Source organism: Thermoanaerobacterium calidifontis (assembly GCF_055381745.1).
Map to the genome: position 1 here is coordinate 1199266 of NZ_AP042436.1, position 21087 is coordinate 1220352.

Annotated in this window: 22 protein-coding genes; 21 read left to right on the top strand and 1 reads right to left on the bottom strand. The window is 31.1% G+C overall.

Annotation, left to right across the window (positions count from 1 at the left end):
* Nucleotides 1-356 precede the first annotated feature (356 nt).
* The 9 genes from ACZ42G_RS06105 to nifS all read left to right on the top strand — a co-directional run bounded on the left by ACZ42G_RS06105 (nt 357) and on the right by nifS (nt 8842).
* Nucleotides 357-512, top strand: a complete 156-nt coding sequence (locus tag ACZ42G_RS06105; protein ID WP_464851960.1) for a hypothetical protein — start codon at nt 357-359, stop codon at nt 510-512.
* Nucleotides 512-1126, top strand: coding sequence for a DUF5714 domain-containing protein (locus ACZ42G_RS06110; RefSeq protein WP_464851962.1), 615 nt, complete (start codon nt 512-514; stop codon nt 1124-1126). The genes ACZ42G_RS06105 and ACZ42G_RS06110 overlap by 1 nt, the downstream gene beginning before the upstream one ends.
* Nucleotides 1071-2177 carry a hypothetical protein gene (locus ACZ42G_RS06115; protein ID WP_464851964.1) on the top strand — a complete coding sequence of 369 codons (1107 nt, stop codon included), beginning with the start codon at nt 1071-1073 and terminating at the stop codon, nt 2175-2177. The genes ACZ42G_RS06110 and ACZ42G_RS06115 overlap by 56 nt, the downstream gene beginning before the upstream one ends.
* A 20-nt stretch (nt 2178-2197) precedes the next feature.
* Nucleotides 2198-3454: an ATP-grasp domain-containing protein gene (locus tag ACZ42G_RS06120; protein ID WP_464851965.1), complete on the top strand. Its 1257-nt coding sequence runs from the start codon at nt 2198-2200 to the stop codon at nt 3452-3454.
* Nucleotides 3448-3765 carry a hypothetical protein gene (locus tag ACZ42G_RS06125; protein WP_464851967.1) on the top strand — a complete coding sequence of 106 codons (318 nt, stop codon included), beginning with the start codon at nt 3448-3450 and terminating at the stop codon, nt 3763-3765. The genes ACZ42G_RS06120 and ACZ42G_RS06125 overlap by 7 nt, the downstream gene beginning before the upstream one ends.
* Before the next feature lie 202 nt (nt 3766-3967).
* Nucleotides 3968-5239, top strand: a complete 1272-nt coding sequence (locus ACZ42G_RS06130; protein WP_464851969.1) for a permease — start codon at nt 3968-3970, stop codon at nt 5237-5239.
* 500 nt (nt 5240-5739) lie between these two features.
* Entirely contained in the window at nt 5740-7068 is a 1329-nt protein-coding gene (locus ACZ42G_RS06135) for a replication-associated recombination protein A (protein ID WP_274892696.1), read from the top strand.
* Nucleotides 7069-7201: 133 nt separating this feature from the next.
* Nucleotides 7202-7651, top strand: a complete 450-nt coding sequence (locus tag ACZ42G_RS06140; protein ID WP_013788221.1) for an RrF2 family transcriptional regulator — start codon at nt 7202-7204, stop codon at nt 7649-7651.
* 9 nt (nt 7652-7660) lie between these two features.
* The gene (gene nifS / locus ACZ42G_RS06145) at nt 7661-8842 is read left to right on the top strand and encodes a cysteine desulfurase NifS (protein ID WP_464851972.1); all 1182 of its coding nucleotides are present in this window, start codon (nt 7661-7663) and stop codon (nt 8840-8842) included.
* 15 nt (nt 8843-8857) lie between these two features.
* On the opposite strand, the gene ACZ42G_RS06150 is transcribed toward nifS, so the two are convergent.
* Nucleotides 8858-10069, bottom strand: coding sequence for a transcriptional regulator (locus tag ACZ42G_RS06150; RefSeq protein ID WP_464851974.1), 1212 nt, complete (start codon nt 10067-10069; stop codon nt 8858-8860).
* Between the two features lie 335 nt (nt 10070-10404).
* Here ACZ42G_RS06150 and ACZ42G_RS06155 point away from each other — a divergent pair, with 335 nt between their 5' ends.
* From ACZ42G_RS06155 to ruvX, 12 genes are all read left to right on the top strand, one after another.
* On the top strand, nt 10405-10569 hold the full coding sequence (locus ACZ42G_RS06155; protein WP_464851976.1) for a hypothetical protein: 165 nt from the start codon (nt 10405-10407) through the stop codon (nt 10567-10569).
* A gap of 36 nt (nt 10570-10605) precedes the next feature.
* The gene (locus ACZ42G_RS06160) at nt 10606-11898 is read left to right on the top strand and encodes a radical SAM protein (RefSeq protein WP_464851978.1); all 1293 of its coding nucleotides are present in this window, start codon (nt 10606-10608) and stop codon (nt 11896-11898) included.
* Nucleotides 11899-11902: 4 nt separating this feature from the next.
* Complete coding sequence (locus tag ACZ42G_RS06165; RefSeq protein WP_464851980.1) at nt 11903-12070, top strand: hypothetical protein; 168 nt, start codon at nt 11903-11905, stop codon at nt 12068-12070.
* A 216-nt stretch (nt 12071-12286) separates the two neighbouring features.
* Nucleotides 12287-13117 (top strand): CPBP family intramembrane glutamic endopeptidase, encoded by an 831-nt coding sequence (locus tag ACZ42G_RS06170; protein ID WP_464851982.1) that lies wholly within the window; start codon nt 12287-12289, stop codon nt 13115-13117.
* Nucleotides 13118-13153: 36 nt separating this feature from the next.
* On the top strand, nt 13154-13960 hold the full coding sequence (locus ACZ42G_RS06175; protein ID WP_464851983.1) for a CPBP family intramembrane glutamic endopeptidase: 807 nt from the start codon (nt 13154-13156) through the stop codon (nt 13958-13960).
* A gap of 61 nt (nt 13961-14021) precedes the next feature.
* The gene (locus tag ACZ42G_RS06180; protein ID WP_464851985.1) at nt 14022-15683 is read left to right on the top strand and encodes an ABC transporter ATP-binding protein; all 1662 of its coding nucleotides are present in this window, start codon (nt 14022-14024) and stop codon (nt 15681-15683) included.
* Between the two features lie 97 nt (nt 15684-15780).
* Nucleotides 15781-16146: a hypothetical protein gene (locus ACZ42G_RS06185; protein ID WP_464851987.1), complete on the top strand. Its 366-nt coding sequence runs from the start codon at nt 15781-15783 to the stop codon at nt 16144-16146.
* Nucleotides 16147-16265: 119 nt separating this feature from the next.
* Entirely contained in the window at nt 16266-16412 is a 147-nt protein-coding gene (locus ACZ42G_RS06190) for a hypothetical protein (protein ID WP_464851988.1), read from the top strand.
* Nucleotides 16413-16448: 36 nt separating this feature from the next.
* Nucleotides 16449-17480, top strand: a complete 1032-nt coding sequence (locus tag ACZ42G_RS06195) for an AI-2E family transporter (protein WP_464851989.1) — start codon at nt 16449-16451, stop codon at nt 17478-17480.
* A gap of 107 nt (nt 17481-17587) precedes the next feature.
* Nucleotides 17588-20221 (top strand): alanine--tRNA ligase, encoded by a 2634-nt coding sequence (alaS, locus tag ACZ42G_RS06200; RefSeq protein WP_464851991.1) that lies wholly within the window; start codon nt 17588-17590, stop codon nt 20219-20221.
* An 83-nt stretch (nt 20222-20304) separates the two neighbouring features.
* A complete protein-coding gene (locus ACZ42G_RS06205; protein ID WP_085113667.1) occupies nt 20305-20556 on the top strand; it encodes an IreB family regulatory phosphoprotein in 252 nt (83 codons plus the stop codon).
* A gap of 63 nt (nt 20557-20619) precedes the next feature.
* Complete coding sequence (gene ruvX / locus ACZ42G_RS06210) at nt 20620-21042, top strand: Holliday junction resolvase RuvX (protein ID WP_085113666.1); 423 nt, start codon at nt 20620-20622, stop codon at nt 21040-21042.
* The last annotated feature ends 45 nt before the right edge of the window (nt 21043-21087 follow it).

Below are 21087 nucleotides of genomic sequence, written 5' to 3' on the forward strand. Positions count from 1 at the left end.
TAAAAGTATAATTTTTGTAATACAAATACAATTTTAAGAAAAAATTACCAACAGCTACTTGACAGGAAAAAGAAAAAAGTTAAAATATTATCAAATAAGTACTTAGTTGCTATAAAATACAGTAATACGATTTACGGCAAGTTAATTTAGAAAAGGTATCATAGCGTTAAACACTTTATTGAAGTACACATCCGAATCTTTAAAAACATCAATTATCAATAGCCTTAAGGAATAGGAATATGGAACTACTGTTTTGTTGCGCTAATAAGACAAACAATTTTTATCATGCTTGGGGATTTTCTTTCAGGAAAATGGAATAAATTAACAAAGAAAAAGTAATTAGGAGGAAAAACTCAATGATTACTGGAAAATGCCTCGTGTGTGGTGCTAACCTTGAACATCGTGACGAAAGCATAATTGTCAAGTGCGCTAAATGTGGAAAAAAGAGAGGGCGTGTATTGTTTGTGAAAAAGAGCATTATCTTTGTAATGCTTGTGCAACCGAAACTGTGATGGCTAAAATTTTTCAAAAGGTACCCGAGATTGATTGCCAAAATCCCTGTGATATTGGAGAAAAACTTTTAATTGAATGTGGCTATGCTGGTAATTCTCCGCATGTTGTCGTTGCAGTAGCTTTTTTGTTGGCTTTAAAGAATTTGAATTTGGTGACGTTTGAAGATGTTTTTGAAGGAATGATGCGGGCTTCTCAAATTCCAGGTGGGTGGTGTGGGTATTACGGTACATGTGGAGCTGCAGTCGGATTGGGTGTTGCTGTTAGTATATTAACAAAAGCTACACCTATGACAGATAAGTCACGTAGTATGGCAAATGAAGCTACTGCTGAAGGATTGAAAATGGTGGCATTACAAGGTGGACCAAGGTGCTGTATATGTTCTGTGCGTGTGGTTTTGGAAGTTGGAGTAAAGTATGTAAAGGATGCGCTCGGGATTGATTTTCCTGCGCGAAGAATAGAAATAAAAAATTGCTGGGCAAGTAGAGTGCAACCGAATTGCAAAAAGGAAAAATGTCTTTTTTGGAAAAACCACTTAAGTAAAAATGGGAGGTGTGAAAATGGAGAATGTTGGAGAAATGTTACAGAAGATGATCAAAAGTGCGCTAAAACATAACAGTAATTTAGATTTGGCAAAAGTGTTAGGAAGTGAAGAACGTTTTTATTATTTTCCTTTAGAAAGCTTTCAAGGTAAAGAAAAAGTTTTGTTAATGGGATGCAGTGGTATTAAATTTGTGAAAGATATTGTTTTAACGGTAGGAAAGGCGGGTAAAGTTATCATTGTGACAGAAAATCAGGATGAAAAGGTAAGAGTAGAAGAGGATTTAGAAGCAGTTCAAAAGGAAATTGGTTTTTGTAATTCTGAACTTGTTTTAGTAAGTTCATATGATCTGCGGGTGAACCCTGAATATATTGTAAAAGAATTATCAATGTTTCCTGTGCGTACTTTTAACGATTATATAAATTTACAAAAAAAGATAGAAAATCAAAAAGAAGCTGAGCCTTTCTTGAACAATGAGAGTGTAGATATTGTGTATATTGATTTGCTAAATCGTTATACGAAAGAATATGTCAATTTGTTGCTTAGTGAAGCATTTCGAATACTTAAAAGAAAGGGAATACTTCTGATTAAGGTTTATTTGAGCGATGAACCACTAAAAAGTGCTGACTTAAATATGCGTAACAATATAAAAATGCATTATATTCCCTTGGAAAACGAGATAGAAGAGGTTTTGATATTACATGGATATATAGGAATGCGTTATAAATGGCGTGCAGAAATTCCTCAATTTATCCATAATACTATTGAGATAAGACCTTTTCTAATAGAGGCTTACAAAGGAGAACAAGGACCTTGTCTTGAAAAGGGGCATGCAGTTTTTTATATTGGCCCTTGGAAAGAAGTGGTAGATGATGATGGGCATAAATTATATCGTGGGCAACGTATGGCTGTGTGTGAGAAAACATATAAAAATCTCACAAGTTGTATTTATAAGGGACAAATTATTGGTATTCCACCTTACAATGAAGTTTCAGATGGAGATGTTCGACTTTTTGACTGCGATATTTCTGAAAAAAGAGATCCCAAAGTGACAAAGGGGTTGAAACCACTTTTTGAGGAAAAAAATATAACTAAAGAGGATATTAATGAGAGTAGCTGTTGTTAACATGGTTAAGGAGGTTAAGTATGCAAGCTGATAATTATGTATTGTTTGTTTCCATTAGTAAATATTTGGATTATTATGTCAACCTTGCTCATCGGTTAGGGCATAAAGTTATTCTTTTAAGCAGAAAAATAGATATAGATGCATTGATAATGGTAGATGTTCCTGTAGAAATTGAATTAAATGATAAGGAATTAGTGATGCAAAAAGTCAAAGAACTGCGAAACAAGTTCAATATTTGCGCTGTGTTTACAACAAATGAGTACCGTGTTCCTCTAACAAAAGAGATTGCTGTGTTGCTTGGTTTGGCACATCCTGCCGATCTTGATGCAGTCTTGAAATGCCGCAATAAGAAACTTACAAGGGAAAAGTTAGCAGATAAAAGAATTTCACCTGTTAGGTATCAAGTTGTGACTTGTAGTTGTAGTGCAAAAAAGTTTGCGTCGGAAATTGGTTATCCCGTCGTTGTAAAGCCTTCTAATGATTCTGGAAGTCGCAACGTATTTTGTTGCCGAAATGAGGCTGAACTAATAGAGGCATTTAATATTATTGCCAATACTAAAGTAAATCATGTAAATGAAAAGCTTGATTCAGACATTATAGTAGAAGAGTTTTTAGAAGGTCCGGAATTTAGTGTGGAAGCTGGAACTGATGATGAAAAAACGGTTATATATTCGATTACTGCTAAAATGACAACTCCTCTCCCTTATGCTGCAGAGATTGGTCATCTAAGCCCTGCTAGATTAGAGCCTCTTATAAAGCAACAAATTGAGGATCTGGTTAGGCAGGCTATAGATGCTATAGGTCTTAGAAGATGTGTAACACATACGGAAGTCAAATTTACGCCTAATGGGCCCAGGATTGTAGAAGTCAATGCTCGTCCGGGAGGTGATGAAATACCACGACTTGTACATCTTACTACAGGTTACGATATTCGTCAGATTGCACTTTACTTGGCTTTAGGGTACAGTCTTGAGGAAATGCCTCGTGATTCAATTGTGGCAAGATCAGCAGCGATTCGTTTTTTTGCCAGTGAGATGGATGGTGAAGTTATGAAGTTTTATCCTGACAATATAAAAGATAATAGCCATGTTTTGGAGTTGGAGTTTTATGTTAGTCCTGGTGACTATGTTACAAAAACAGTCGATAATTTTTCACGTTTAGGCCATATTATTTGTTATGACCCAGATGTGGAGATGGCAGATCAGCTTGTTAATGCATTGGCTGAGCAAATACAAATTATTATAAATCCAAAAGCAAAAGGAGGATGTATATGTTAAATTTTATCTATCAACTGGAAAAAAGTTTTGCTGAATTTATTACTGAAGCTTATCAGAACCAAACTCTTTGCAACAAAAGTAAAGCGATAGTGCTTTTGACATTTGCTCTTTCAGAAGAAAATCCAGAACTTGTAAAAGAGGGTCTTATGAAAGCAAAGCAAGAAGGATTGACTAACGAAGAGATTGCACAAATTGAAGCAATGGTAATTGCATTGAAAGGTCGAAAAATTGTACAGCTTTTGACAACAGGAACTTCCACAAATCCAGGAAATAACGAAGAAACGAACAAAAGTTCATGTTGTTGTCAATAATGGGGAATAGAGCCACCAGAATACTTCTTAATAAAGATGTTGAAGAGAATGTTACTTATAAATACGCTGTTGTGCAGCGTTAAATGAAAAAATAAAATATTGAGTGGTTGGTTATTCTAATAAAAAGCATTTAAATGAAGAATGTATTAAGGGATTTGTTGCTGATTTTTTAAGTTAATGTTTAAGAAGGGGGAGAAAAAACATGAGTGTAGCTACTATTTTTTATGAACTACTCAGAATAGGGAAGTTTATTTGGGATTCTTTTATGCACATCTGGTGGCTACTTTTAATTACCATTCCTTTGGCGGTATGGGTGAATATTAGTGACACTGGAAAGTATGTAAGAAAACTAACAAATTACAATGTTTTTTTGTCAATATTTTTTGCTACTGTTATTGGAGCATTTAGCCCATTTTGTTCATGTAGTGTTATACCTGTAATTACTTCTTTTTTAATAGCAGGTGTTCCTCTTGCTGCTGTAATGTCTTTTTGGATTGCTTCGCCCTCAATGGATCCAGAAATCTTTTTTCTTAGTGTTGCATCTCTTGGTTGGCCACTTGCTATTGCAAGATTGGTTGCTACTTTCTTATTAAGTCTTGGTGGAGGATTAATCACACACTTTTTTGTTTCGAAAGGATGGATAGGTAAAGACTATCTAAAGCTCAACAGGGAGCCACAACATACCATCTTTTCTTTGCGAAATCTAAAAAGGAAGATAAAAACAATTTCGTATAAATTATCCAATGCAAAGAAACAACAAATCTCCAATAGCAAAAATTCCTGCTGTGAAGAAGCTATACCTAACATAGGTGTTGTAAATGAAGAAATGAATCTTCTTGAGATTAATTTTACAGCAAAACCACAGAAAGATTTTTCACAGCAAGAAAAAGCAAAAACATCATGCTGTTCCGAAATCAATATGTTGCCTGCTATTACAAATTTGACTTCAGTACAAAAGCAAGAAACTAATTGTTGCTCATTCTCAAAAGTACAAGAAGCAGAATCATCTTGTTGCAACAATATTCTTTCAGAAAAGAACAACAAAAAATTTACCTGGGAAGCCTTTTGGAAAGAACTTATGGATGTTCTATGGATGGTTGGGAAATATCTCTTTATTGCTTATTTTTTGGAGGCGGTTATTTCATTTTATGTACCTAAGGAATGGATCCAGAACCTGTTGGGAGTTCGCAATCCTTTTTCTGTACTATATGCTACAATTCTTGGTGTTCCTCTCTATACCACAAATCTTACAGCGCTGGGTTTGATTGGAGGACTACTTGCAAAGAATATGAGTGGAGGAGCTGCTCTGGCCTTCTTGATTTCTGGGGCAACTACCACACTTCCTGCCATGTCCGCTGTATATGGAATTGTCTCGAAGCGTGTCTTTTTACTTTACTTGGGTATTATTGCAGTCGGTGCTATCTTTTTTGGTTATACATACCAAATAATAGAGATGATTTTACTAAAAACGTAATCACTGATCCTATTTATTTTTTGTGTTTTAGATTTACTTCGAGGATTTTGAAGAAGATGGATTATTTCTTAGAATGAAAGAATTGTAAGCTGGATTTATGTCAACATAGTAGAAAAAAACTCAATATATATTGACTTGTATTTACACAATATAAAATGGCATAGATTTGTCCATGATGTTCTTATACAAATCATTTTAAAAAATAAACAGAAAGTAAAAAGAAAACCTTCAAGAGGTTATATAATTGTTCTTCTCTTGAAGGTTTTTTAAATAAATAATAAAATCAATGTCGAAAGGAACATTTGTTTACATTTTTTATTAAAAATTTTTCATGTGAGTTTATTATGGCAATTTATGCAAGTGAATTTTCTAATTTATAGTTTAAAAAAATTTACCTAAAACTAATTGACATAAACTTTATTTTCCTCACTTTTATATACATACATATGTATAGTATAATAATGCTGATGTATGAATAAAGTTTGTAAAAGGTGAAAATCATGGATATGTTTCAATTTGCACAAAACAATTTTAGAAAAAACAATGCGCCGTTGGCAGATCGCATGAGGCCAACTACGCTTGATGAGTTTGTTGGTCAAAAGCATATATTGGGGCATGATAAGCTTTTATATAGAGCTATAAAAGCGGATAAAGTCAGATCGCTTATATTTTACGGACCTCCTGGTACAGGCAAGACAACGCTTGCAAATATAATAGCTAATACGACGAAATCAAGCTTTGAAAAATTAAATGCTGTAACATCAGGAGTTACAGATATAAAGAAAATAGTAAATGAGTCAAAAGATAGATTATCTATGTATGGAAAAAGAACCATATTATTTGTTGATGAAATACATAGATTTAATAAATCGCAGCAGGATGCACTGCTTCCGTATGTTGAAGATGGGACGATAATTTTGATTGGTGCTACAACTGAAAATCCTTATTTTGAGGTTATCCGTCCTTTAGTATCAAGGTCTATGATATTTGAACTATACCCTCTTAGTGATGATGATATAAGAGAAATAGTTTTACGAGCTTTAAACGATGAAAAGCGTGGACTTGGAAATGAAAAGATCAAGATTACAGATGATGCGTTAAATCATATAATTGCATATTCTGATGGTGATGCAAGGACGGCACTTAACGCGATAGAATTAGCATTTTTAACTACAGAGAGAGATGAAAATGGAGTAATTAACATAGACATTGAAGTAGCTCAAGAGTGTATCCAAAGAAAAGTGCTAAAGTATGACAAAAATGGTGACAATCATTATGACACTATTTCTGCTTTTATCAAAAGCATGAGGGGGTCTGATCCTGATGCTGCTTTATATTGGCTTGCAAAGATGATATACGCTGGAGAAGATCCCATGTTTATCGCAAGGAGAATAGTTATTTGTGCAGCAGAGGATGTTGGAAATGCAGATCCTAATGCGCTTAATATAGCCGTATCTGCTATGCAAGCAGTAAATCAGATCGGTATGCCTGAAGGAAGAATAATACTTGCACAGGCTGCAATTTATGTTGCCTGTGCGCCTAAAAGCAATTCAGCTATAATGGGCATAGATAGTGCACTTGATGACATTAAAAATCTAAAAACTGGTGCTGTTCCAAAGCACCTTCAAGATGCCCATTATAAAGATGCAAAAAATTTAAATCGAGGTGTTGGGTATAAGTATGCACATGATTTTAAAAATCATTATGTAAAACAACAATACCTCCCAGACGAATTAATAGGGAAAAAATATTATTGTCCATCTGCAATGGGGTATGAAAAGAAAATATCAGATTGGCTTAAGTTTTTGAAAGATGGCGGTAATGGTTAAGGATAATTATTTGCTATAAGGATATAATAAAATTTAGTTTTACATTCGTATAAATTATTGACAAAATAAATTTATAATGTTATTTTATTTAGTAGAAATCCGAGCAGAATAGTCGGTATTAAGGAGGGTCTATATGAGATTATCGACAAAGGGAAGATATGGAGTTCAAGCCATGTTTGAGCTTGCATTGTATTATGGTGAGGGACCGATATCCTTAAAGGTTATAGCTGAAAATGAAGGACTATCAGAACATTATTTAGAACAGCTTATTGCTGTTTTAAGAAAGGCTGATTTAGTAAAAAGCATACGTGGAGCGCAAGGCGGGTATATGTTGTCTGCTCCGCCTGATAAGATTACTGTAGGGGATGTCATTAGAACTTTGGAAGGGTCACTTGCTCCTTCAGATTGTGTTGTAGAGGATATACCATTTGAATGCAGTAGATCAGGTGGATGTCCGACAAAAGTTGTATTAGAAAAAATTAGAGATGCTATAAACAAAGTGATTGATTCGATCACATTACAGGATATGGTTGATGATTATAAAAAAATGATACAGAAAAATTCTTACATGTATTATATATAGGAGGCTTTTATGAATAGGATTTATCTCGACAATGCGGCGACTACTCCACTTAAAAAAGAAGTTTTAGATGCAATGATGCCTTATTTAAGCAATAGCTTTGGTAATCCTTCTTCGCTTTACTCTTATGGACAAGAAGCTAAAAAGGCAATTGAAGAAGCCAGAGACAAAGTGGCCAATGCAATTTACGCTAATTCAGATGAGATTTTTTTTACAAGCGGAGGTACAGAGTCAGACAACTGGGCTTTAAAAGGTGCTGCGTATGCCTTAAAAGACAAAGGTAACCACATAATAACATCCAGCGTAGAACACCATGCAATACTGCATACATGCCAATACCTTGAGAGCCAAGGATTTGAAATAACTTATTTGCCTGTAGATGAGTATGGATTAGTAGATCCAAATGAATTGAAAAAAGTCATAAAAGACAATACAATACTTGCATCGATAATGTATGCAAACAATGAGATAGGTACTATAGAGCCAATCCAAGAGCTTGCAAATGTGTCTCATGAGAAAGGTGTATTGTTTCATACAGATGCAGTACAAGCTGTTGGGAATGTGCCTATCGATGTAAAAAAATTGGATGTGGATATGTTGTCAATGTCAGCCCATAAAATATATGGGCCTAAAGGAGTTGGAGCACTTTACATTAGAAAGGGCTTAAGAATTGATACACTTTTACAAGGTGGTGCGCAGGAGAGAAACAGGAGAGCAGGGACAGAAAACGTGGCTGGAATTGTGGGATTTGGAACGGCGATAGAACTTATCACTAAAAACATCGATGAGCACATAAAGAAGTTGACAAGACTTAGAGATAAGCTTATTGATGGGATACTAAAAATACCATATACCCGCCTAAATGGACATCCAATAAAAAGACTTCCTGGAAATGTCAATGTTTCTTTCGAATTTGTTGATGGCGAATCACTTATACTAAGCCTTGACATGGAAGGAATCTGCGTATCCAGCGGTTCTGCATGTACCGCCGGAAGCATTGATCCATCACACGTACTATTAGCGATTGGACTGCCAGAAGAAATAGCCCATGGTTCATTGAGACTTACCATAGGAGAAGAAAATACGGAAGAAGAAATCGATACGGTAATAAATAAGCTGCCTAAAATCGTAGATAGATTGAGGCAGATGTCGCCACTTTTTGAAAGGGTTAAAGAGGAGAAAAAACTTGTTTAATTACGTGTGATGGATTCATTGCTGAACCATCACAATGTTTTTTCTCCCATTTTTATTCATGATTTCATTTTGCTTTGCTTTATAAAAAATGTCTTTTGTAATGTTATATAAATCATCATAAAGCAGCAATAAATCGCGATAATAGTATTGTGCTAAAAAATACTTCTCACATTTTTTAAGTAAATTATAGGCATCATCAAATGATTTTTGTAAATATTTTATATGGCCTATCATAAATTCATAATTGTGTTTACTCATTTCAGAGAGTTGGTGGACTTCTATATTACTTGAAATCTCCATTACTTTGTCATAATTGCCGATGTTAAAATATAATATCATTTCTTGAATGAAAAAGCTTAAGTATAGCTTATTATATTTTTTATATTCATCTTTACATCTATTGACCACTTCAAAAGCCTTATTAAAATTACCGCTATATCGAAGAGAATTTATATAGTTTAGATGACATCTTCCAGCATCATATTCGTCTTCAAAAAACTTAAACAACAATATCGCCTTTTCGATGTATTTAATGGACTTATCATAATTACCTACATTATAGCAAGCTATGTTTAAAGACATATAAATATGAGGCATTGCTCTTACATATATAAAATTGTCATGCGTATTAATAAAATTTTCCAGCAAATTTATAACCTTTTGAAATTGGTTAGTATTAAGATATAGATAAGCAAGATTATTATGTATAATAAAGCAGATAGAATGGTTCAAAGAATCAAATTCGCATAAATATTTTTTAGCCAGTTCTAAATAGCATATTCCTTTTTCATAATCATGATTTTTAAGCATTATTTTAAATAGTATATTTAAAGCCTGACAAAAATTGTCTATATTCTGCTTTTGAGTATCTTCCTTTGATTTAAGAAATAAATTAACATATCTTTTTAGATATTTCAAAGCATCATTATATAGTTTTATATTAAAAAAAGACGCGCCAGCATAATAATATTTGTTAAAATCTTGTATTTTTAAAAATTCATCGTGATTGTACTCGATTAATTTTACTATTTCATAATAATTCTGATTATTAAATAAATCGCTGATGATAGAGGATGATATATTATCATTTTCTATTAATTCATCATATGTAATATCATTAACAAAATAACTTAAAGGTACTTCAAGCCTTTCAGATATGTGAATAAGTTGTTCTAAAGAAGGCAAAGCTTTATTATTCTCAATCCTGCTTAAAACAACCCTGTTCATAAAATTATCGCACAATTGGCTTTGAGAAATTTTCTTTTGGAGCCTCAAAGCCCTTATTTTACTTCCTATGTAGAGATCCAACAATAACACCACCTTGTAACAATTAGTTACAATTTTGTAATTTTTAATTGATGACATATAAAAGTATAAGAAAAAACGCAAATTAGAGAAGTATATTACATTGGTGAAATGTTACAATTATTTTTAAATATTATACTACTTTTACAAAAAAAGATAAAGATACTATAATAAAATCCAGAAAGATAATTCGATTGGTTTAACGGCATAAATAGAAACAAAGATAAAGATTTTATCAATTCAGTGGGGTGAATAAAGTGAGAAAATTGATTCTAATTATCCTGACAATAGCGATTTTATTAACAAATACTTTCATAATTCCTCATAAAAATATGGCATTTAAGCAAATTCCACAAAAATACATTGTAGCCGATGAAGCAGGACCGGGAATACTTGTTGAAAAAAGCGTTAGGGTAAATTGAAATCTGGTTAAATAGAGAGGAAATGAGGTTATATTTATGAAACTATCAAGATTTACAATTGAACTTGATATTGATGGAAGCAAATATTTATACAATTCACTAAGTAATGCTTATGCGAAAATTGATGAAGACCATTATGAAACATATTTAAAAATTAAGAATAATGATACTGATTATGACGAAAAAATGTCGATAGACTTATATAATGGTGGATTTGTCATTAATGATAATGAAGATGAAATTGGATATATGAATTTTTTTGAAAAAGTTATGAGATATGGAAGTAGTTCATTAGGCTTGACTATAGCCCCTACATTGCAATGCAATTTCAGGTGTAAATATTGTTATGAAATACACGAAAATTCATTTATGTCTGATGATGTACAAAAATTATTGATTGAATTTGTTAGTAAAAATATAAGTAGGTATAAAAATATTTCAGTCTCTTGGTATGGTGGTGAGCCATTATTAACTCTATCTATTGTAAGGGATTTATCCAAAAGATTAATAAAAATTGCAGAAGAGAATAATGTTATATATGAGTCAGGAATAATTTCAAATGGTTATTTATTGACAAAAAGTGTAGCTCAGATATTAAAAGATGAATGTAAAATTAGCAGTGTGCAGATAACATTAGATGGAATAAGAGAGATTCATGATATTAATAGACCGTTAGAAAATGGTCAAGGCACATTTGATGTTATCTTTCAAAATTTAAGAAATATAATAGAAATTTTAAATGTATCCATTAGAATTAATATTTCGAAAGACAATTATCAGCAATTATTTCAATTATTAGATATACTGAACGATGAAGGTATTTTAGATAAGATTCATATTTATATAGCTCCAGTTTCGAGTGTAGAAAATACTGAAAGTAAAAAAGTTCAATACATGTGTCTTAACAAAAGCGATTTCGCAGACATTGAAATAGAATTCATAAAATATTTAATTGATAAAAAAGCTAATATAGATCATTTTTATCCATTATATAAACCCATTGTATGTAGTTCGATTTCAAGTAATTCATTTGTAATAGATCCAGAGGGATATTTATATAAATGCTGGAATGTAGTATGCAACAAATCATTTTCTATAGGCAATTTGAAGGATGGAATTAAATTTAAGCAAAAAGAATTTTTGGAATGGGCAAATTGGGAGTTACCAGACAGATGCTTGAAATGTGAAATTATGCCAATATGTCAAAGCAGTTGTCCATATAACACATTTTATAATAATGAATGCAGTACTATAAAGTATAATATAATAAATTTATTAAAATTATTTAAAGATTATCATCAATTTAAAGATATTAGTGGGAGGAGGTGAAATTATGGAGTATATTATGAAACCAAATAATATCGTTAGACCAGATGCTGTTGCGCCACCAGAATGTTGTGGGTGCTCAGTATATGCTTGCCCATTTGATTGGATGTATGGAGGTACTGGGAGTGGACCTTGTACTTTTTGTGGTTCTTGGTGTACTACGTACAAAGGATAAATGAGAAGACTCAATTTTTATTATTTTTTATGAATAAAGCGGAATGAAAGAGTCCTGAAAAAGTGTTAAATCGTAGTTTTGCTATACAATGCGTAGATAATAATATCCAAAATCATATCAAATGTTGTGTAGTAACTCAAAGATTAACTATTTTTCAGTGTACTCGAATAAATTCCGTATTTTTTTTAAATTAGACTGAATAATGAGGTGAAATATATGATAAAAAGATTTAATATTTTAATTTTAATATTTTTTATTTTTGTCATGGCTTTATATTTTTATCAATTTATGATGATGTATTTGTTTGAAGGTATATATCATTTTTTTAATATAAGAAATAATGATCCATTAGTTATGACAAGTAGTAATTTAGTTTACAATTTTATTACGGAAATTTTGTTGTTAGTTTTAGCTATATTTCTACTAAAAAAATTTAATTATACAAAATATATTAAGACGTCTTTTAAATCTATAATCAAAGCATTTGTATTTATGCCATTATCGCTGACATTTACTAAGTATATACTGGATATATTTAAGATATATAATATTTTTTTGTTTACCGATTTTAAGAATATTATTGCAAACTGGAACAAGGTAGACTATATTGTTGCAATATCACAAATGATTTTATTTATTTTAGTTGCGTTAACAGAAGAATATTTATATAGAATTACTCTTTATTTTAAAATATCTGAAATATTAAATTTAAAAAGCAACGTCTTAAAAATAGTATTTAGCGTGATATTAACAAATATTTTATTCTCAATTGCCCATTATCCTATACGTCATTATAATATTTCTAAACTTTTTGAAATATTTATAACAGGTATCTATTTCAGTTATCTTTTTTTACGAAGTAGAAATATATACTTAGCTTGTATGATGCATTTTTATTTTGACTTTCCGATTTTAACAACGATTGACATCGGATATTACCATTACGAGGAAATTATTCTTTTAGTGATTTCAATTATGTTAATAGAAAGTTATTATATGGTTAAACGCTATTATCTAAGACTATATAGCAAATACGAACAAAGTTAGACTATATTATTTTTATAAAGATATGGAGGATTTGATATGATAAAAGGAAAAGAATTAACAAAAATAATTTTAACAGTTTGTGCTTTTATTGCAATAATATTTTCAGTTATATACATAATGAAAATTTTCATCTTAAAATACAATAATTTATATTTAACAATTATGACGAATTATGGAATACAATTTTTGATGCTAGTTCTTGCATTATATTTGTTAAATAAATTTAACTATATAAAATATATAAAGTTTTCCTTAAAATCTTTTTTTGAATTAGTTGCCTATACAATGTTGCTTATAATTCTTATAATAGTATTATCAAAGGCATTTCATATTGGATATTATTTTGTGTGGAATACTGGAAACTTCGTGACGATACTATTTCAAAATTTTTATTTTGTTTTTGTAGCATTAGAAGAAGAATATTTATTTAGGGTGGTTCTTTATTACAAAATTTTAGAAACAATTATTGTGAAGAATAAAACTTTAAAAGTAATAATTGCTATACTTCTGACGAATGCAATGTTTTCGATGGCACATTTTTCTATAACGTATTTGGTACATCATGGAAATATGAACATAACATACTTTTTAAATGTATTTATTTCAGGTATTATTGCAAGTTATTTGTATTTGCGAACAGGGAATATATATATTGCATCTGCCATGCATTTCATAGGAGATGCCAAAATCATTAAACTATATCCTTATAACAGATTGCCTATTTATGTATATTTTATAGACGACATGATGGTTATTTCTGTTATAATAATTGAAATATACAGCATTTGTGAGTATTTTTACAATAAAAAAATCTACGGAATAGAAAATTTCAATTCAAAATAATCGTTTTTTGACTTTTTAAAAGTTTATTTGTTATATTGTAAGAAAGGAAAGACACGTTATTATGAAGAAAGGTGATTTTAAGTACATATTTAAAATCATAAAGCCATTTAAAGCTAAAGAGATTGTTGGCTTTTTAGTGATTATAATGTCGACTGTTTTATCTTTGGCTAAACCGTTTGTAATAAAATTAATCATTGATAATTCTATAGCACAAAAGAATGTGCAGAATTTGATTATATTTAATCTAATATTTTTTGCAATATTTATTTTAGTAACATTATTAGGTGTAATTCAAAATTATATTTTTACATTTATTGGGCAGAAGCTATTGTATAATTTGAGGATGAAATTGTATGAAATAGTGATAAATCAAAGAATCACATTTTTTAACGAAAAACAGACAGGTGAAATAATGTCTAGAATATTAAATGAACTGCCAAACGTAGTAAACTTATTTTCAGCTACGCTTATAAATATTATCACTCAGGTTGCTACATTGATAGTAACATTTTCTATTATGTATATTTTAAATAGACAAATAACATTAATTTCAATGATAGTAACACCGTTTATTTTTATATTGTTTAGATATTATAACCCTATATTTAGGAAAATCAATATGGACTTCATGCAGATATATGCTAAAATTAATAATGTATTACAAGAAAATATTTCCAACATAAAATTATTGAAATATACAAAAATATATAAGTATTCCAAAAGAAGATTTTCAGTTGTGATGCATCAATATATAGATAAAACGTATGGGAATTTATATATACAAAGTATAAGCAACTCGATTCTTTCATTTTTGTTTTTTATACCATCGATGGTATTGCTATTATATGGTGGTATGTTAGTAATACAAGGGAAATTAACAATAGGCAGTATTGTAGCCTTATCATCATATTTAAATCAACTTTTTCAGCCAATACAATCATTGGCAAATATAAACATAGATTTACAGAAATCTTTAGCTGCTTTTAGAAGATATAGGGAGATTGCTGATATAAATACCGAAATAGATGATATTTCGCGTATAGAGAAAAGAAAAGTGAATGAGATAAAAATAAAAAATATAACCTTTGGGTACAATGAGAAAAATGACATAATAAGTAATTTATCATGTGAATTTCATAAAGGACGGGTAATAAGAATAAATGGTGCTAACGGAAGGGGAAAAACTACATTAATTGATATAATTTGCGGACTTTTGAAACCAAAAGATGGAATGGTTTTATATGATGATTTAAATATTGATAACATTAAGAGTACATCAATAAAAAAATTGATTGGTATAATACCTCAGGAAACATATCTTTTTAATGATACAATTAAGAACAATATAAAATTGGGAAGAGATATAGACGATAATGAAATAATTTCGTTGGCAAATAAATTAGGATTTAATGATATTGTTAATGGTGAAAAAGTAAATATGAACCTTATGCTTACAAATAATGGAGAAAATTTATCAGGTGGTCAAAGGAGAAAAATAACTATATTAAGAGGATTAATACATGATCCTCAAATAATAATACTTGATGAAGCAATGACATTTTTAGATGAAGAGTCAAAAAGGAATTTATGCAAATACATAGAAGAGATAAAAGAAAATAAAATAATTATATTAGTATCTCATGAAAATGTACAATATATTGATATTGATTTTGATTTAGAGATTGAGAATGAGGTAATAATCAATTTGGCAGTGGTTCCCTAATTTTGATAAAAACAGAAACAATGTAGTTAAAGACCAATAAGAAAAAGGCATTCATCTAATAAAAAATATAATAAAATTTAAGGAGTTAATATGTTACATGATTAAAAAACTTTATATTATTTCAGTGTATTTTTATTTGTTAGTCGGTAATTTAATAATCAAAAGAGTAGATTTAATGTTTTCACAGACGCTAAATGCACGCAATGAATTTTTGAGCATGTCATTAATTTATTTTGTTTTTGGGATCTTGATAGGCTTTTCAAAGCTGTTATATAAACCTATTAATGGCAGCAAATTAAAATTTGATATATGGAACTTCATTCCTCTTATGTTGCCGTCTGCTATGATTTATATTTTATCGTTTAATGGAATTTTAAATAGGAATATAATATCATCGAATGTAATAGGACTTTTGGTAATATTATCCGGTTATTCTATATCGTCATCTTTATATTGGAAATAATAAAATGATAGGTTTACTAATTTAAAAAAGTGGTATACTAAAATCATCGATATGTTGAAATAAAAGTTCTTGCACTTGCAGATTTACGCTTGATTGAAATTTAAGATAGGAGGGTTATCATGGATGACAAAGGAAAATATTTAAAAGGCTTCTTAACTGGTGCAGCGGCAGCAGCATTTATTTTACCGAGAATTAATTCAAAAAAAGTTAGACAATTAATTCAGATAGGTTTAACCAAAATTGCGCGTAGGGCGAATAAAATGTAAAAGGGCTTTTAGCCCTTTTATTTAAAGGTGTTTTATATGAGAATATGCAAAAGATATATTAAATACATTATATGGATAATTATAGCATTTATTGTTTTGTATTTTTTTTATAGGAATGTAAATAAAATAAAAGAAATTTTGTTACCATTGTTGGTTTCTATTATACTTGCATATCTCATAAATCCAATTGTGATATACATTGAAAGAAAAGGTATAAAAAGAGTACAATCTATAATAATTGTTTATTTTTTGCTGATGATTGTATTATCACTTTTTGCTATTTTTATATTTCCAGTAATTGTGAATGAAATATCGAATCTTTTTAAAATGATACCGGATTATATTAGCCTATTGAATGACAAAGTTAATAATATTAAAAATGATTATTTATCGTACTTGCCAAAAGAATTTAATAAAATATTCATTAAGCGAGCAAATATGTTTGATAAGCAAATGGAATTGATAGTTGACAGAGCAATGCAAAGTGTTATTTCAATGACAAGTCATCTTGTAAATTTGATATTATCACCTATTATTACTTTTTACTTACTAAAAGACAAAGAAGTTTTAAAAAATGGCATTAACGAGTTTATACCACAAAAAATGAGAGGAACTTTTTTGAAGATTTTAAAAGATATTGACTATGTCTTAAGTAATTATATTAGAAGCCAAATATATATTTCATTAATAGTGACAGTTTTGACGTCAATAGGACTGATGATATTAAGAGTAAAGTATTCATTGCTGATAGGAATATTAGCTGGTATATTAAATATAATACCATATTTCGGACCTATATTAGGTTCGATTCCAGCAGTTGTCATGGGGCTTATGGATTCATTTTATAAAGGCGTATGGTCATTTGTTGTGTTTTTTTTAGTACAACAAATCGAAAGTGCCATAATAGCTCCAAAAATAATGAGCGACAATGTGGATTTGCACCCTATAACAGTCATAATTGCTCTTTTGGTAGGAGAGCAGTTTTTCGGAATATTAGGTATGCTTTTGTCAGTTCCTGTCGTAGCTGTGGCAAAAGCGATATTTAAGGATATTTTTATGGAGGTATAATTGCAATTGTTGACTTTAATTAGGCTTTCTTGTAAAATATACATAAAAAGAGAAGGTTTCTGCCGTCCCTTGTAGGGCGTTTTTTTGTAAACATAAGGAGGATATTTATGGAAAAACTCGGAATGAATGAGATAAGGGAGAAATATCTTAGTTTTTTTGAAAGCAAAGGACATTTGAGATTGCCAAGTTTTTCACTTGTACCCAAAAATGACAAAAGTTTGCTGCTTATCAATGCTGGAATGGCTCCTTTGAAACCGTATTTTACCGGTAAGGAAATTCCACCAAGCAAAAGAGTTACTACATGTCAGAAATGCATTAGGACTCCTGATATAGATAGAGTTGGAAAGACGGCAAGGCATGGGACTTTTTTTGAAATGCTGGGCAATTTTTCTTTTGGTGATTATTTTAAGAAAGAAGCAATACCATGGGCATGGGAGTTTGTGACGAAAGTCTTAGAATTGCCAGAAGATAGATTATGGGTGACTATTTATGAAAACGATGATGAGGCTTTTGAAATATGGAATAAAGTTGTTGGACTTCCACCAGAGAGAATTGTCAGAATGGGTAAAGAAGATAATTTTTGGGAGATTGGAACAGGACCATGTGGACCGTGTTCAGAAATATATTTTGACAGAGGGGAGGACAAGGGCTGTGGGAAACCTACTTGCGGTGTTGGTTGTGATTGCGACAGATTTATTGAGTTTTGGAACCTTGTGTTTACGCAATTTGACAAAGATGCAGAAGGAAACTACAATCCACTGCCCAAGCCTAATATAGATACAGGTATGGGGCTTGAAAGAATAGCGACCATAATGCAAGAGGTTGACAGCATATTTGATGTTGATGTAATTCGTGGTATTACTGATTATGTTGGTAAAATGGCTGGTGTAAAATATGGTGCTGATAAGAAAAGCGATGTATCTTTAAGAGTTATTACGGATCATATTAGAGGGGTTACTTTCATGATATCTGATGGAATATTGCCATCAAATGAAGGTAGAGGATATGTCTTAAGGAGATTATTAAGAAGAGCAGCAAGATATGGCAAGCTATTAGGACTTGATAGGCCATTTCTATATGATGTAGTGGATGTTGTTGTTGAACATTATAAAGGTGCGTACCCTGAAATACAAGAAAGAAAAGAATACATAAAAAGTGTAATAAAAAAAGAAGAAGAACGATTTAAAGAGACGATTGATCAAGGATTAGATATACTTGATGGATATATCAATGATTTGAAGGCTTCAGGAGAAAATGTATTGGAGGGCAGTAAAGCATTTAAACTGTATGACACATATGGTTTTCCCATTGAGCTTACTAAAGAAATATTGAGCGAATCTGGTATGTCGGTAGATGAAGATGGATACCAAAAGGAATTAGAGAACCAGAGATTAAGAGCCAGAAGCAGCAGAAAAGAAGATAATGCCCTTTGGGAAAAGGATATTTATTCGAACATGAAAGATATTGAGACAAAGTTTGTCGGTTATGAGGTATTTAAATCTGATGCGAAAGTTTTGGCTATTATAAAGGATAACGAGCTTGTTAATTCTGCTGAAGCGGGAGAAGAAGTAAATATTATTTTAGATACGACGCCGTTTTATGCAGAAAGCGGTGGCCAAGTTGGAGACAGCGGCATAATAAAAAGTGAAGATGTCTATATTAACATAAAAGATTGCAAAAAAGCTGGTGGGAATAAATTTGTCCATATCGGCACTATTGAAAGAGGTATTTTAAATGTAGGTGATACAGTAGAGGCTGTAATAGATGAGAAGAATAGAATGAGCACAGCAAGAAATCATACTGCGACACATTTACTGCATAGTGCCTTGAGAAAGTTTATAGGCGACCATGTACATCAAGCAGGATCTTTGGTTACGCCAGATAGACTTAGATTTGACTTTACTCATTATCAAGCGCTTACTGCTGACGAAATTAAGATGATAGAAGATGAGGTTAATGAGAAAATCTACGAGAGCATCGATGTATCGATTGACATTATGTCACAGGATGAAGCTATCAAGAAAGGTGCAATGGCACTCTTTCAAGAGAAATATGGTGATGTGGTAAGGGTCGTAAATATTTCTGATTACAGTAAAGAGCTTTGTGGAGGAACTCATGTCACTAATACTATTCAGATAGGAGCTTTTAAAATCATTGCGGAAAGTGGTGTCGCCGCAGGTGTCAGGAGAATTGAAGCTGTGACAGGGTTAGGCGCTTTAGAATTTTTGAACAAAAAAGGAGAATTAATTTCTAATATAGAACAGATACTAAAGGTTAATGAAAAAGACATTGTGGATAGGATCGCTGATTTAAGTCAAACTATAAAGGACTTAGAAAGACAATTGGAACAGCTAAAATCAAAAGTAGTGTTATCAATGTCAGATAAGTTAATTAATTCTGCAGAGGACATAAATGGAATAAAATTTGTTAGTGCTACATTAAATGATTTGGATGTAGATGAGCTTAAGATGATGGGAGATATACTTAAGGACAGATTAAAAAGCACTGTTATAATACTTGCTACAATTAGAGATGAAAAAATTAATTTTGTAGGAATGGCGACGAAAGATGCGGTTGAGCGGGGAATTAACGTTGGCAATATCATAAGGGAAATATGCCAAGTTGCAGATGGCAAAGGCGGTGGACGAGCTGATATGGCTCAAGGTGTCGGCAATAATTTAGAAAAGATAAATATAGCTTTAGAAACTTCAAGATCTTTGTTCATTGAAAAACTTAAATAAAAATTTAACTTGACTACTATTCATAGTTTAATATATTATAGTCGTATAATATATTAAATGAAAATCCCATAGAGGTGATAAAAATGGCTGACCGCAATGATGAAACCGTAAGATTTCATTTTGAAAATGAAGACGGTAAAGCAAAAGACATACTGAATTCTGTATATGATGCTTTGTTGGAGAAAGGATATAATCCTATAAATCAGATAGTTGGTTATATTTTGTCAGGTGATCCTACATATATAACAAGCCATAAAAATGCTCGAAATCTTATAAGAAAGATTGAGAGAGATGAATTAGTTGAGGAATTAGTTAAAAATTATTTAGAGAAATAGAGTTTAGCCTCACACGTCTTATAAGTGTGAGGCGTATTGTATGCGTGAATGGAGAGAGTAGAATTGCGCACAATAGGTTTAGACGTTGGTGATAAAACCATAGGTATTGCTGTTAGTGACCCATCAGGGCTTATAGCACAAGGAATTAAAACCATAAGAAGAGAAAGTTTAGATAACGATGTATTTGAGATAAAGAAGATTATAGATGCGTTTAAAGTAGAGGAAATTGTCGTTGGTTTTCCTAAAAATATGAATGGTACAATAGGAGCTCAAGGGCAGAAAGTGATCAATTTTGTGGAGTATTTAAAAAAAGAAATTGATTTACCTATAATGTTGTGGGATGAAAGGTTGACGACAGTCGAGGCTAATAGGATGCTTGTGGAAAATGCTGACATGAGAAGGGACAAGAGAAAGAAAGTCATAGATAAACTGGCAGCCACGATAATTCTACAAGGGTATCTTGATTATAAAAGGAAATCAATTTAACTTGACAGGAAATTTTTTGTATACTACAATGGGATTATCGGTATA

Excerpts from the sequence above, each read along its gene's own strand:
- ACZ42G_RS06150 (WP_464851974.1), bottom strand. The coding sequence starts at position 10,069 with ATGAACAGGGTTGTTTTAAGCAGGATTGAGAATAATAAAGCTTTGCCT.
- ACZ42G_RS06190 (WP_464851988.1), top strand. The coding sequence starts at position 16,266 with ATGGATGACAAAGGAAAATATTTAAAAGGCTTCTTAACTGGTGCAGCG.
- ACZ42G_RS06135 (WP_274892696.1), top strand. The coding sequence starts at position 5,740 with ATGGATATGTTTCAATTTGCACAAAACAATTTTAGAAAAAACAATGCG.
- nifS (WP_464851972.1), top strand. The coding sequence starts at position 7,661 with ATGAATAGGATTTATCTCGACAATGCGGCGACTACTCCACTTAAAAAA.
- ACZ42G_RS06205 (WP_085113667.1), top strand. The coding sequence starts at position 20,305 with ATGGCTGACCGCAATGATGAAACCGTAAGATTTCATTTTGAAAATGAA.
- ACZ42G_RS06185 (WP_464851987.1), top strand. The coding sequence starts at position 15,781 with ATGATTAAAAAACTTTATATTATTTCAGTGTATTTTTATTTGTTAGTC.
- ACZ42G_RS06115 (WP_464851964.1), top strand. The coding sequence starts at position 1,071 with ATGGAGAATGTTGGAGAAATGTTACAGAAGATGATCAAAAGTGCGCTA.
- ACZ42G_RS06140 (WP_013788221.1), top strand. The coding sequence starts at position 7,202 with ATGAGATTATCGACAAAGGGAAGATATGGAGTTCAAGCCATGTTTGAG.
- ACZ42G_RS06130 (WP_464851969.1), top strand. The coding sequence starts at position 3,968 with ATGAGTGTAGCTACTATTTTTTATGAACTACTCAGAATAGGGAAGTTT.
- alaS (WP_464851991.1), top strand. The coding sequence starts at position 17,588 with ATGGAAAAACTCGGAATGAATGAGATAAGGGAGAAATATCTTAGTTTT.
- ACZ42G_RS06110 (WP_464851962.1), top strand. The coding sequence starts at position 512 with ATGGCTAAAATTTTTCAAAAGGTACCCGAGATTGATTGCCAAAATCCC.
- ACZ42G_RS06165 (WP_464851980.1), top strand. The coding sequence starts at position 11,903 with ATGGAGTATATTATGAAACCAAATAATATCGTTAGACCAGATGCTGTT.
- ACZ42G_RS06195 (WP_464851989.1), top strand. The coding sequence starts at position 16,449 with ATGAGAATATGCAAAAGATATATTAAATACATTATATGGATAATTATA.
- ACZ42G_RS06180 (WP_464851985.1), top strand. The coding sequence starts at position 14,022 with ATGAAGAAAGGTGATTTTAAGTACATATTTAAAATCATAAAGCCATTT.
- ACZ42G_RS06105 (WP_464851960.1), top strand. The coding sequence starts at position 357 with ATGATTACTGGAAAATGCCTCGTGTGTGGTGCTAACCTTGAACATCGT.
- ACZ42G_RS06170 (WP_464851982.1), top strand. The coding sequence starts at position 12,287 with ATGATAAAAAGATTTAATATTTTAATTTTAATATTTTTTATTTTTGTC.
- ACZ42G_RS06120 (WP_464851965.1), top strand. The coding sequence starts at position 2,198 with ATGCAAGCTGATAATTATGTATTGTTTGTTTCCATTAGTAAATATTTG.
- ACZ42G_RS06160 (WP_464851978.1), top strand. The coding sequence starts at position 10,606 with ATGAAACTATCAAGATTTACAATTGAACTTGATATTGATGGAAGCAAA.
- ACZ42G_RS06125 (WP_464851967.1), top strand. The coding sequence starts at position 3,448 with ATGTTAAATTTTATCTATCAACTGGAAAAAAGTTTTGCTGAATTTATT.
- ACZ42G_RS06175 (WP_464851983.1), top strand. The coding sequence starts at position 13,154 with ATGATAAAAGGAAAAGAATTAACAAAAATAATTTTAACAGTTTGTGCT.